The organism is Methanoregula sp. (assembly GCF_049690535.1).
Taxonomy (GTDB): Archaea; Halobacteriota; Methanomicrobia; order Methanomicrobiales; family Methanospirillaceae; genus Methanoregula.
This window is the reverse complement of the sequence record NZ_JBAVMX010000094.1, coordinates 1-11624: the sequence shown is the minus strand read 5'-3', so window position 1 is coordinate 11624 and position 11624 is coordinate 1. Positions and strand designations below refer to the sequence as shown.

Genomic DNA, 11624 nt, shown 5'->3' with positions numbered 1-11624 from the left:
TTTTGAGGGAGCCGCAGCTGGTTTTGGCGGTTCCGGGCTGACGTTCTTCTTGAATACACTTGATAGTAGTCCCATAATCCACTCCAATAGTTTCGAGTATTACCTGAATTGCTTTCGGAATCGCGTTTTTCACTTCTTCTGAAAGCTCCATATCAACGTCCGCATCTCCCTTTTTCAGGCCCTTTGCCGGCTGGCACAGGACAACGGTTGTATCGATCTGATCTTTGATTCGACAGAGCTGATCGACACCATCCCATGAATGAGGGTCAATGTAGGCACCTGGTTTCAGGTCCTTGCCGGAGATTCTGGATATTGATCCAGGCTTTGCATTAAAATCTGAAATATCGACGACGATAAGCTTCTTGGTCACTTCGGGATTAAGGAAATTAAAAATATAGTGCGGGGCGCCAGCGCCACCGTCCTGTATTGTTACATTGTCGGGAAGTGTGAGCTTCTCCATTTCCTCAATTACCGCTGGGCCAAACCCGTCATCGCCAAAGAGGGGATTTCCACACCCCACTATTACGATTTCCGAATGCAGCATCAGGGAACACTCACTGGATGAGCTTCTGAGCCACTAACTTGTTGTCTTCATCCAGTACGATCATGTGGGTTGCACATGACACACAGGGGTCGTACCCGCGCATGATGACTTCGGCGAGCTGCCAGGGTGCACCGGTGAGTGCAGCGCTGCAGGTCGCAAAGTTCCAGGTTGTCGGAACGAGCATGCTGAAGTACTGGACCTTCCAGTCCTTGACCCGTGCAATGTGGACATCGGTACCACGGGGGGCTTCGTTGGATGCCCAGCCGAGTGAGCCGTCGCCATCGGGGATGTAATCCGCAACGACCTTGCCTGTCGTGTCGAGTGCGTCGATGCAGTCGATCATCTCGTACAGGCTGTCAGTGTACTCCATCTCACGGGCAACGTTCTGGCCGACCGTGCCTTTCTCATCATAGTTCTTGTACTTGACGAGACGTGCACGCGGGCCGACTTCAACAGGCTGGCCGTCGTACATCGGGATGCCGGTGCAGGCTTCCATCTGCGGGTTGACCTTGGTGCCGAGCTTGGTGGTTCCGCCAACCGGGTACCGGGGCTCTTCGAGCGAGACTTCCATCTCACCCATATACCAGTCCCATGGCCGGACTTCCTTGAACCTTTCAATGTCCCAGGTTGGGCACTCGTCAAGGCTTGAGCTGCCATAGAACGCATCGGTTGCCAGGTAGCCCTGGTTGTGGTACCCGAGCGTCTTTGGCAGGGCGACCTTCATGCCGCCGACGGTTACAGACTCCCGTGCCTGGTAGTTCCTGAGGACAGCGATCATGAAGTCCATCTGCGCCTTGGCAAGGACAAGTCCTTCCTTGGCGAGGTCGTACATCTTGGTCTTGGCCTGTTCTGAGCAGTTCCGGTACATGCCGCCGATACGGGTATTCCTCGGGTGGATGCAGTCGCCACCGGCAATCTGGCCGACGGTCTGGCCGATCTCACGGAGGCGCTGGATGCGCTTTGCAACGGTGCGCACCGGCTCCTCTGCCGTGAACGGGTTGATCATGGTCTCGGTACCCGGAATGTAAAGGTCGGGCAGGATCAGGATGTCGTGCAGCGCAATGCTGTGAAGCCTGTTTGCAAGCTGCAGGATGTGACGGAGCATCTTTGCGTCCTTCGGGATCTCGCACTTGATGGATGCTTCCATTGCTTCGGTAGCCGCAAGGTTGTGGGCAATCGGACAGATACCACAGACACGGGATGCGATCTTCGGCACCTGTTCGGGGGTCTTGCCAACAGCAAGCTTCTCGACGCCCCGAACCGGGGTAATGGAGCACCAGTTACCCGTCTCGATGATACCCTGATCGTTGACCTTCAGGACCAGTTTGGAGTGTCCTTCATGTCTCGTCGTTGGGGAAATCTCTACTACTTTCGACAATATTATCGCCTCATGTTATGTTGAGTTGTTCATATCGCGGTACAAAATTACTCTATACATCTCTCATCTCTAGAGATAATTGACCGTACAAAGTACGTTCAACCTTATCTACAACGAGCCATTTTATAACGTTTATTGTTTTGATTTCCCGTTTCCGGGATCTCATATTAACCGCAAAATCGGCCATTAAAATAAAAACGGTGTAAAAAATACCGTCCTTTTCCGGCCGCGCCAGCGGGCCAAAAACGATTTGTAACCAGTGCAAATTAAATATTCATTATTATATCCTGTTTTATATTTCCACTTCAGAACTTCTTGTCGCCATTGAGTTCGTCCAGCAGTTCTGCGAGCGTTGCCCTCCGTTCGGCATACGCATCATGCTGGTGGATGCTTTCTTCATTGGTCTGCTTGATGGTAACCACGGCATCGCCCGGAAGATAGTCAAATCCGGTCAGGACTTTTTTTGCCATCTCCCGGACGCAGTCTTCCACAAACCGGGGATTTTTATGCGCGGCAAGCACCACTGCACCTTCGTCGCCACGTTTCAGGAGCTCGTAGATGCCCGCGCTCATGGACTCCTTGAGGATCCCGATGATCTTTTCAAGGTCGACGTACTGATCGTCATCGGTCTCGATGCAGAGGAATCCCCGGCCCCGCTGGTTGTGGGTCGCCATCGGGACTTCGGTGAAGAACGCATCGATGGTTTTCCGGTCGACCCCCAGCCCTTCGAGTACGCGGTTTGCCCGCTCTTTCATGATGTTCTGTGCACAGGGGCACGCGGTCATGCCGGTGACTTCGGCGCCGATGCTTTTTCTCACGATCGGTTCGCGGAAGGTCCTTTTTGCAATCGCACGCGCATGCACCTTGACGACCTCGTGGCATGTCGTGTGGCTCACGGGTGTCTCGCGCTTGACCATGAACTCGCTGCGCATCAGCACTTCGGTCCTGTCGGCGTACTCGTGACGGTCAAGCAGTTTGCGTGCCACTGCGCTGCACAGGTTCTCGATCTCGTTAACCTTTCCTTCGATCGCCTGCTGGAGAACCTCATCGATCACTTCAAAGTTCCGGGACAGGTTGGCACCTTTCAGGCTGCCGGGCAGGTCCACGTAGACGTTAAAGTTTGAGATAAAAACGACCGGCCTTTTACCGGGGCGGGTAACTTCAACAAGTTTTTTTACGTTTTTCACCCCGACCCGGGTGAGGTTGATCCTGACATCGGGTGATGTGGCCTGGACATCGGGCAGTTTCCCGCTGAACGGCTGATCCGGGGCGTTGTCCACTGCTGCGTGTTTAATAAGTCATCGCATCCATACTGATTTTCGAGTGCTCTTCTTTAGTTTTTTCATATAATATTTATGTGCTTTGTTGCTGATATCAAAGGGATTAGTCTATGATAAAAAAATACTATGAGTCTGATGCTGATCTTTCGGTGCTGAAGGGCAAAAAGATCGCGGTGATCGGGTACGGTTCGCAGGGACGCGGGCAGTCGCTGAACTTACGGGACAGCGGCCTTGACGTGATCATCGGCCTGCGCAAAGGAAAGAGCTGGGATGCCGCGACAAAAGACGGCATGACCGTGATGCCCGTCGCTGATGCGGCAAAGAAGGCAGACATCATCCAGATCCTCCTGCCCGATGAACTCCAGGCATCTGTCTACAAAAGCGAGATTATGCCGCACCTCTCCGAGAACAAGGTCCTGATGTTCTCCCACGGGTTCAACATCCACTACGGTCAGATCGTGCCGCCGGCAAACGTCGATGTGATCATGGTGGCGCCAAAGGGCCCCGGTTTCATGGTGCGCCGGCAGTACGAGGAAGGCAAGGGCGTTCCCGCACTCATTGCCATCGAGCAGGACCACACCGGGAAGGCCCATAAAACCGCGCTCGCGTACGCAAAGGGTATCGGCGCGACGCGTGCCGTCGTCCTTGAAACCACGTTCCGCGAGGAGACAGAGACCGATCTCTTCGGTGAGCAGGCAGTACTGTGCGGAGGTATCTCCTCACTTATCAAGGCCGGGTTTGAGACCCTTGTTGACGCAGGGTATGCGCCCGAGATGGCGTACTTAGAGGTCTGCCACGAGACGAAACTCATCGTCGATCTCATTTACGAGGGCGGGCTCACAAACATGCGCCAGTATGTCAGCAACACGGCGCAGTACGGGGACATGACCCGGGGCCCCCGGGTGATTGGGCCTGAAGCCTACGAAGCGATGGACGAGATCCTTTGTGAGATCCAGAGCGGGGAGTTTGCAAAGGAATGGATGCTTGAGAATATGGTCAACCGCCCGGTCTTCAACGCACTCACGAAGGCTGACGAGGAACATCTCCTTGAAGAGACCGGTAAAGAAGTACGGGCCATGATGCCTCAGTTCAGAAAATAATTATCTCCTTTTTTCCTGTGATCCGTTTTTATCCGGTTTTTGTGGGACGTCTGCGTATGCCCGGCAGGTGAAAACTTTTTGGGAAAGAGGTACGTTCTATTCTGTATGAAGATCTGCATCATCTATCATTCAGAGACCGGAAACACCCGGCACATTGCGCAGCATATTGCCTCTGCCACCGTTGACAGCCACCTTGTCGAGGTAACCGACTGTGTTCAGCGTTCCGCACTGACGCGTTTTCTCATGCAGTGCAAGGCAGCGATGAGTGAGGATACAACAAAGATCGAACCGTCCCACCTTGACGTAAAGGGGTACGACCTGCTGGTATTCGCCTCTCCGGTCTGGGCATTCAAGCCGACGCCGGCCATCCATACGATTATCGACGCCATCACCAGCTGTGAGAATAAGCGGGCGGTCGCGTTTGTGACCTGCGGCGGTAAGCCCGGCAGGAGCGAGGAAGTATTCAAAAAATGGATTGAGGCGAGGGGCATGTGCTTTATGGGATTCCAGTCCGTAAACCAGAAGGATATCGAAGACGGAGCAAAGAATGCCGGACTCGTCGCCTTCGTGACTGCGGCCGCGCCAAAACTGGTGTGACCGTGGATTCGTGTTCCGTTAAATGAGAGGTCAGTGCCGGCTAATTTTCAGTGTCTTTTTGGCTCCGGATGGATGCCGCTCCGGTGTGTTTTTTCACCGGTCTGATCAGGGTATGGTGCCTGAGAAAGTCTTTTGCACCTATGCATCCCTTATAGTACTCACGTATGACGGACTCCTATGAAGATCTCCTAAAAAATGCCTATTCCCATATATCAGAAAAAACTGCCTCGTCGGAACGCTTCGTCGTCCCTGAGGCAAAGGCATACATTGAGGGCAAGACTACAATCCTTGAAAATTTCGTCGAGATAGCCGATACCGTCCGTCGCGACAAGGATCACCTGATGAAGTACATTCTCGGCGAGCTCGGGACATCGGGAAAGATCGATGGCAACCGTGCAATCTTCAACGGGAAGTTCGAGATCTCGCTGTTCCGGATGATCATCAAGAGCTATGTTGACGATTATGTGATCTGTTCCGAGTGCGGCAAGCCTGACACGCGCCTTGTAAAAGATGACCGGGTCCTCACCCTCCGCTGCGATGCCTGCGGTGGCCACCGTCCGGTCCGGAAGCGAAAGGTAAGGACCGAACCGGTCTCGGAGAGTCTTGAGGAGGGACAGGTACTCGATGTCGAAATCCAGTCCCTTTCAAAGCGTGGCGATGGTGTCGTGAAGATGGGCCGTTATATCATGTACGTGGCAAACGCGAAACCCGGCCAGAGTGTGAAGATCAAGATCTCGCGTATATCCGGGTCGATCGTCTTTACCGAACGGGCCGAATAAGAACGGGGTCGACCAAGACATACGGGCTGGGGGGAGGCAAGGATATCCCCTTCATATCCCTTCTGGCACCGCATCTAATCCGGGTTCAATTTGAGCCCCGATTGCCCCTTGACCTCCCAAAACGAACCCCGTATTGGGCTCCATTTAAAAATCTCCCCAAATTGGGCTTATTTTTCAAATCGGGCAAATTAAAACGATCACATAGACGCGTTTTGAGGCCGTTTCCCTCGCCCGATCGTGTTTTCTGTTGATGGCGAAAATGACCCCCGCCAGAACGCGAATATAGCCCTGTAAAGGGCATTATATGGGGCACAATATGGGCTTATTCTTGCGAACGGGCGCCTTAAAACGGTCTGATCTATGGGGATCATAATCGGGCCGTTTTAAGGGCTTGAATTTGTCATTAAACGACGATTCAGGCGGGGTTTGCTACGACGTGGAGTTCCTTCAGGATTAACGATGTACTGTGGCTTGAGGAAAATACTGGTACGGATTCCACATCTGCCGGTTTTGATCAAAAATATTTCTGCATCCTCTTCTCGTCACAGGATTTTTTAAACAAACTCTCTGTGACATCAGATCATGTACGCTTCTTTAAAAGAAGCCAAAAAAAGAATTTTGAGAATTATTGCGGGGCACTTACTTCTGTTTTGCAAGACCTTTGAGGAGGTCATCGCAGTTGCCGGAGAGTTTTTTGCATGCTTTCTTTATGATCGTCAGGGGGTTTTTCTTCGCGCTCTTGGTGGTTACCAGCAGCTCCGGGTCTGAGAACTGGAACTCGATGGTGTATTTTGCGACATCTACGTCCGGATCGGTCAGGATTTCTTCGACAAGGGCGTTCATGAACGTGTGACCCTCCCCCTGGATGACGAGTCTGACCTTGTCTTTTTCGAGTTCAAGTACTTTTACAATCATGCACCTATGTTTGGGAACCTGTGAACTATTAAAGTATGGGTGAGTGCGGCATGGTGCCGTAAAAATCCTGCACGGCCGGGACAAAAAGAATGTTTGATTTTATGAGAACTCGAAGACTTCCCCGTCATGCGCAAGGTGCGGGTACTCCCATGGCATCACATGGCTGATGTGGATACACCGGAACGCCTTTGGGTGCAGGCTCTCGGCAAGCGTGCAGGCATCGAGGTAGTTCATGTGCTTTGTTATCGTGATATTCGAGGGCACAAGGGCATCGAGCAGGAGAAGGTCGAGATTTTCGAGCAGATCGAGACTCTTTTGTGGGATATCCCGGTTGGTATCCGAGGTGTACCCCACTCTCATCCCGCCCGCTTCAAAGACAAAACCGCAGGTATAGGCCGGGGGGTGCTTTACCAGAAACGGCGTAATCGAGATCCCAAAGAGATCAAACGGCACATACGGCTCCACCGGCATCCGGTCGAAGTTCAGGAACCGGAATGTTTCGCCGCAGTACCGGAGCACCGGGTCGGCGGCATAGGTCGGGGGTACCTTCTGTACCCGGTAAAACTCGCCAAAACCCATGAAATGATCGTAGTGCCCGTGGGTCCAGATCACCGCGTCGATGTGAGGTGAGCCGGACCTGAGGAGCTGCTGCCGGAGGTCGGGAGAAGAATCCACGAGGATGTGCCGGCCGTCCTTTTCGATGAGGATAGATGTCCGCAGCCGGCCGGTGCCGGTCTTGTGGGCACGCGTGCACTGGGGGCAGTCGCACCCGATCTTCGGGGTCCCGATGGCATCCCCGGTACCGAGCAGTGTAAATTTCATCCTACATCCAGTTCAGGTTCCGGATCGCTTCGCGGTTTCTGACCATGCGGATCCCTTTTTCGAGGTCTTTGTGGTCGATGGCTTCGCGCTTGTCCATGAGTGCCGAAAGGAGCGCCTCTTTGACCATGAGCCGTATATCGGCACCCGAGAAGCCCTCGGTCAGTGCTGCCATCTCCTGGTAGTCGCAGGTGCAATCCATGGATGACGTGACGCTCTTTATGATCTCCTTACGCATCTCTTCACCGGGCAGGGAAAACTCCACAACCTCGTCAAACCGCCGCCATGCGGCTTCATCAAGGAGCTGCGGGTGGTTGGTGGCGCCGATCAACAGGACACCGTTTTTGACGAGACTGATCCGGTCGATATTTTTTAAGAGCGCGTTGACCGCCCGCTTCAATGCGCCATGGTCGTCCGAGACCCGGCTCTTTGCGATAAAATCGAACTCATCGATAAAGAGGATAGACGGGGAGAGTTTCTTTGCAAGCTCGAAGATCTTATCGATATTTTTGGAGGTCTCCCCCAGGTACTGGGATGTGATCATCGAGAGCCGGACTTCAAGAACCGGCATGTGCATATTGTGGGCCATCGCGAGAGCTAGCGAAGTTTTCCCGGTGCCGGGCTGGCCGACAAAGAGAAGTTTTCCTACCTCGTAAATACGGTGACGGTTCAGGAATTCCCGGTGGTGCAAAGCGTGGTGGATCTTGTTGATGATCGCAGTCTGCTCCGGTGTGCAGATGATATCCTCCATCCGCTGCTCGACTTCGTCAGGGGCCATCACGATCACAAGGTCGAGGGCTCCCCGGATTTTCTCATCCTCGCTGATCAGTTTGGAAATTTTGGCTTCGAGGCTGGCCTTGGTGTCTTCGTAGCGTGGGTTTGCCTTCCGTGCATCATCGTATGAAACGCCCGTGCCGTTAAAAGATTCAAAGAAAAATGCAAGGGCCGGGTTCTGCCCGATGAGCGGTTTACCGCCCTGCGCAAGGAACCATTCCGCGGCCGGTTTGAGGGTTGTCAGCTTCATACGCTGTCCGAAGTCTTCGTATGAAACGAACGGGTTTTTGGTCATCTTCTCATGCGCATCCGCAATCTCGAGCGTGCGCTTGATCAAGCCGTCGCTCACGTAGACCGGGCGCTTGATGCTTTTGGTATCTCCCGAACAGAACATCTCCCGGCATACCGGGGTCAGGTCATTGAGATCGAGCGTCGGGTTCTGGTTAAAAATTTCGGCAGTCAGAAGGACTTCCATGATGCGCAGGCTTTCCAAATCTCCGGACATGGCTGTAACCTTTACTATTTAACGCCTGAATCTTTATACCTATCCGATCACCGGGTCGTCACGATGCAGCCTTCGGCAGTCACGATAAGGGTGTGTTCATGCTGGGAGACAAGCGAGCCCGGAATATCTGAAAGGACCGGGTAGCCATAGACAATCCGGGACCGGGAAAGGCCAAGGAGCGCGAGATCCTTCTTTTTATCGTTGAGCGAGCGGCGGGAGAAGGGAAGTCCACGAAAGGCACTGATCTGCTCCATGACTGCACGGGCCGCCGGCATACGGACGGGTTTTTCCGCGATCTGGGAATAGATCTCGACCCGTGTCTTTTCGCCGACGTGCCCGCTCCCGGTCGTGGAGAACGGTTCGATGGCAATCGCCATGCCTTCTTCAAGCACCGTGCCGCCATGGATGTTGATGTTTGGGATCGTCGGGTCCTTGTGGGCCACGTACTGGTCGAGACCATGACCGGTGAGATTTGCAATGGGCCGGTATCCCCTGCCCAGGATCTCCTTTTCGACCGCTGCGCCCAGTTCTCCGGTAGTAACACCCGGACGGACCAGCTTTATCGCCGCTTCGAGCGCCTCGCGGGACGCTTCAAGGAGGAGCGCGTTCTTTCCCAGGTCGACTGTTGTGGCGGTATCTGCAATGTAACCATCGATCTGCACTCCGAGATCGAGCTTGACCACGTCTCCTTTTGCAAAAACCCGTTCGTCACCGGTCGATGCGGTGTCGTGCGCTGCATCCTCGTTTAAGGAGACGTTGAGCGGGAAGGCAAGTGCTGCGCCCTCGTTTTTCACCCGGGCCTCCACGGATTCGACCAGTTCAAGGTAAGACCCGCCGACCCGGATTTCCTGTGCGCTCTCTTTTAAGATGGTGGCGGCAAGTTTTCCTGCTGCCAGGTATTTTTCGAGTATATCGTCCTTCATACGATCAGGTTCTCCTCAAATTCCGTAAAATCCTCAAATTTCTGTGTACGCACCACGCCCATGTCTTCGAGCCGGATGCCGCCGACCCCTGGATAATAAAGGCCCGGTTCGACCGTGACGACAAAACCTGCTTCGAGTACTTTCCCCGCCGCGCCGAGCGTGGGGAGTTCATGGACCTGGAGCCCGACGCCGTGGCCGAGGTTGTGGATGAACCCCCGGGTATCGCTCTCATAGCCCCGGCTTTTGAAATATTCCACGACTGCGGTATGGGCCTCCGCGCCTGAAACCCCGGCTTTTATGTGGGAGATCCCGATCTGCTGGGCCTCCTTTACCGCCTCGTACATATCAGTTATTTTCTGGCCGGGCTTTCCTTTCGAGACCGTCCGGGTCATGTCCGCGTAATAGCCCGTCGTTTCGTCCCGGGGAAACATGTCGATGACAATGGGCTCATGGGGCCTGAGCGGGCCGCTCCCGATAATGTGGGGAAAGGCAGTATCCTCGCCGCACGAGATGATCGTTTCCACCGCCCGGCAGCCGTCATCCATGAGCTGCTTGTGCACCGCTGTCCGCACCAGTTCCGAGGTGAGCGGCGCGCCATCGTGGTACAGGACGCCTTTTTTTACGGTCGCGTTCCTGATAAGCGAGATCCCGAGTTCCATCGCGCGTTCGGTTTTCTTCTGCACCGTCTGTATAAGCCGGATCTCTTCAGGTGTCTTTTTTGCCCGAACCAGTTCGATAGTGCCCTCATCCACGACCACCCGTGTCGACTCTTCGAGCGCCCGCAGGAGGGCCGCGGGAAGGGTGGGTGAGACAAGCAGGGTTTTTCCGGTCTGTCCCGCGATCATCTGTGCGGCCGCCCTCCAGGGGTCCTTTTCTTTTTTTGATATATCGGGAAGACCTGCCTGCGTCCGGGTTATGACAGCGGCGATCGATTCACGGGAGGCCCGTTCGGCTTCCATCTGGGGGACAATGATGGTCCCGGGTTCCCGGTGTTTTTTGAAAAAAACAAAGGGATCATGCATCACAAACCTGGAAAGGTAGCGCATATCGGCGTCCTCTCCCCCGGCATAGTGCACAAAGGCATCCGCCCCGCACTTCTTCATTGCTGCGTCCAGTGGATCCATTGCCATACATCTACGCGCTGAAACGTCAAGTACTTTTATTCCCGGATTCTAAAGTACGCGTGATGGACGAATCCTCAAAAGAACAGTTCAGGTGGAAATTCTACCGGCTGGCCCTCCAGCTCAACGCAATTATCCTGCTCGTGGCGCTCTCGGTGCTCGCGATCTTCCTTGTCCCGGACCCGTACCGGCTTCCTGCCGTGGCAGTCATGCTGGCCGTTGCCGTTGTGCTTTCATGGAACTTTGTCCTGAAATACCGGTCGACCAAAGCATGGCTTGATGAGCATTGAAATAAAGGTAAGAAGAGAGGAACAGAATAAAAGGAAGCGGGATTGTTCCGTGGCGATACCATGCTCAAGAGAATGAAGGAAGAGATTGAACTCTTAAGCCGGCACATCGAAGTGGCCCGGACGGTGGCGGAACACCAGCCGATCGGGATCATGAAACTTGCCGAGATCCTCGATCTCCCTTCGCACCGGATACGGTATTCCCTTCACGTGCTCGAACAGCTGGGCTACATCCGCGCATCATCGGAAGGGGCCGTCGCAACCGAGCGGACACGGGAACTTTTTACGCATTTAAACGAGGATCTGGACGATATCATCCGGCTCGTAAACGCGATGAAAAAGTCCTGACCGGCAATTCCCCCGCATATGTCCCGTTTTATTGGTACCGGCCTTTGGTTTTGAGCAGACTTGTGACGCCATTTTATCATTAGTTACCTTTAAAAAGCCCCACAAAGAATCTAATAAGGCACAGATGACTGTTGCCGCCATAACTCAGTTGGTAGAGTGGCTGGCTGTTAACCAGCATGTCACAGGTTCGAGTCCTGTTGGCGGCGCTTATGGGCCTGTAGCTCAGTCCGGTTAGAGCGCCCGGCTCATAACCG

The 11624-nt window shown here is 54.0% G+C and carries 13 protein-coding genes and 1 tRNA gene; 6 read left to right on the top strand and 8 right to left on the bottom strand.

Translation table 11 applies throughout. The annotated features are described in order from the left end of the window. The 3 genes from frhD to mptA all read right to left on the bottom strand — a co-directional run. Nucleotides 1–544 (bottom strand): coenzyme F420-reducing hydrogenase, FrhD protein (gene frhD, locus WCE46_RS07105; protein WP_424733005.1); only part of this gene is annotated, 544 nt, incomplete at its 3' end. A 10-nt stretch (nucleotides 545–554) separates the two neighbouring features. Further along, nucleotides 555–1922, bottom strand: a complete 1368-nt coding sequence (gene frhA, locus WCE46_RS07100; RefSeq protein ID WP_424733004.1) for a coenzyme F420 hydrogenase subunit alpha — start codon at nucleotides 1920–1922, stop codon at nucleotides 555–557. 305 nt (nucleotides 1923–2227) lie between these two features. Next, the gene (gene mptA / locus WCE46_RS07095; RefSeq protein WP_424733003.1) at nucleotides 2228–3202 is read right to left on the bottom strand and encodes a GTP cyclohydrolase MptA; all 975 of its coding nucleotides are present in this window, start codon (nucleotides 3200–3202) and stop codon (nucleotides 2228–2230) included. Between the two features lie 110 nt (nucleotides 3203–3312). Between mptA and ilvC the strand changes: the two genes are divergently transcribed. The 3 genes from ilvC (at nucleotide 3313) to WCE46_RS07080 (ending at nucleotide 5678) form a co-directional block, all read left to right on the top strand. After that, a complete protein-coding gene (gene ilvC / locus WCE46_RS07090; protein WP_424733002.1) occupies nucleotides 3313–4302 on the top strand; it encodes a ketol-acid reductoisomerase in 990 nt (329 codons plus the stop codon). A gap of 105 nt (nucleotides 4303–4407) precedes the next feature. Then, nucleotides 4408–4899 (top strand): flavodoxin family protein, encoded by a 492-nt coding sequence (locus WCE46_RS07085; protein ID WP_424733001.1) that lies wholly within the window; start codon nucleotides 4408–4410, stop codon nucleotides 4897–4899. 164 nt (nucleotides 4900–5063) lie between these two features. Next, nucleotides 5064–5678: a translation initiation factor IF-2 subunit beta gene (locus WCE46_RS07080; RefSeq protein WP_424733000.1), complete on the top strand. Its 615-nt coding sequence runs from the start codon at nucleotides 5064–5066 to the stop codon at nucleotides 5676–5678. Between the two features lie 639 nt (nucleotides 5679–6317). Here WCE46_RS07080 and WCE46_RS07075 read toward each other — a convergent pair. From WCE46_RS07075 to WCE46_RS07055, 5 genes are all read right to left on the bottom strand, one after another. Continuing rightward, nucleotides 6318–6593: a DNA-directed RNA polymerase subunit L gene (locus tag WCE46_RS07075; RefSeq protein ID WP_424732999.1), complete on the bottom strand. Its 276-nt coding sequence runs from the start codon at nucleotides 6591–6593 to the stop codon at nucleotides 6318–6320. A 99-nt stretch (nucleotides 6594–6692) separates the two neighbouring features. Continuing rightward, entirely contained in the window at nucleotides 6693–7415 is a 723-nt protein-coding gene (locus WCE46_RS07070; RefSeq protein ID WP_424732998.1) for an MBL fold metallo-hydrolase, read from the bottom strand. A 1-nt stretch (nucleotide 7416) separates the two neighbouring features. Continuing rightward, on the bottom strand, nucleotides 7417–8691 hold the full coding sequence (locus WCE46_RS07065) for an ATP-binding protein (RefSeq protein WP_424732997.1): 1275 nt from the start codon (nucleotides 8689–8691) through the stop codon (nucleotides 7417–7419). A 47-nt stretch (nucleotides 8692–8738) separates the two neighbouring features. After that, entirely contained in the window at nucleotides 8739–9614 is an 876-nt protein-coding gene (gene map, locus WCE46_RS07060; protein WP_424732996.1) for a type II methionyl aminopeptidase, read from the bottom strand. Beyond that, nucleotides 9611–10738 carry a M24 family metallopeptidase gene (locus WCE46_RS07055; RefSeq protein WP_424732995.1) on the bottom strand — a complete coding sequence of 376 codons (1128 nt, stop codon included), beginning with the start codon at nucleotides 10736–10738 and terminating at the stop codon, nucleotides 9611–9613. The genes map and WCE46_RS07055 overlap by 4 nt, the downstream gene beginning before the upstream one ends. Before the next feature lie 62 nt (nucleotides 10739–10800). Here WCE46_RS07055 and WCE46_RS07050 point away from each other — a divergent pair, with 62 nt between their 5' ends. The 3 genes from WCE46_RS07050 (at nucleotide 10801) to WCE46_RS07040 (ending at nucleotide 11576) form a co-directional block, all read left to right on the top strand. Then, entirely contained in the window at nucleotides 10801–11025 is a 225-nt protein-coding gene (locus WCE46_RS07050) for a hypothetical protein (RefSeq protein WP_424732994.1), read from the top strand. A gap of 60 nt (nucleotides 11026–11085) precedes the next feature. Continuing rightward, the gene (locus tag WCE46_RS07045; RefSeq protein ID WP_424733006.1) at nucleotides 11086–11370 is read left to right on the top strand and encodes a hypothetical protein; all 285 of its coding nucleotides are present in this window, start codon (nucleotides 11086–11088) and stop codon (nucleotides 11368–11370) included. A 133-nt stretch (nucleotides 11371–11503) separates the two neighbouring features. Continuing rightward, nucleotides 11504–11576 (top strand) — tRNA-Asn (locus WCE46_RS07040). The last annotated feature ends 48 nt before the right edge of the window (nucleotides 11577–11624 follow it).

Coding starts and splice junctions, on each gene's coding strand:
- WCE46_RS07070 (WP_424732998.1), bottom strand. CDS start 7,415: ATGAAATTTACACTGCTCGGTACCGGGGATGCCATCGGGACCCCGAAG.
- WCE46_RS07055 (WP_424732995.1), bottom strand. CDS start 10,738: ATGGATCCACTGGACGCAGCAATGAAGAAGTGCGGGGCGGATGCCTTT.
- WCE46_RS07085 (WP_424733001.1), top strand. CDS start 4,408: ATGAAGATCTGCATCATCTATCATTCAGAGACCGGAAACACCCGGCAC.
- WCE46_RS07045 (WP_424733006.1), top strand. CDS start 11,086: ATGCTCAAGAGAATGAAGGAAGAGATTGAACTCTTAAGCCGGCACATC.
- WCE46_RS07080 (WP_424733000.1), top strand. CDS start 5,064: ATGACGGACTCCTATGAAGATCTCCTAAAAAATGCCTATTCCCATATA.
- WCE46_RS07065 (WP_424732997.1), bottom strand. CDS start 8,691: ATGTCCGGAGATTTGGAAAGCCTGCGCATCATGGAAGTCCTTCTGACT.
- WCE46_RS07050 (WP_424732994.1), top strand. CDS start 10,801: ATGGACGAATCCTCAAAAGAACAGTTCAGGTGGAAATTCTACCGGCTG.
- ilvC (WP_424733002.1), top strand. CDS start 3,313: ATGATAAAAAAATACTATGAGTCTGATGCTGATCTTTCGGTGCTGAAG.
- map (WP_424732996.1), bottom strand. CDS start 9,614: ATGAAGGACGATATACTCGAAAAATACCTGGCAGCAGGAAAACTTGCC.
- WCE46_RS07075 (WP_424732999.1), bottom strand. CDS start 6,593: ATGATTGTAAAAGTACTTGAACTCGAAAAAGACAAGGTCAGACTCGTC.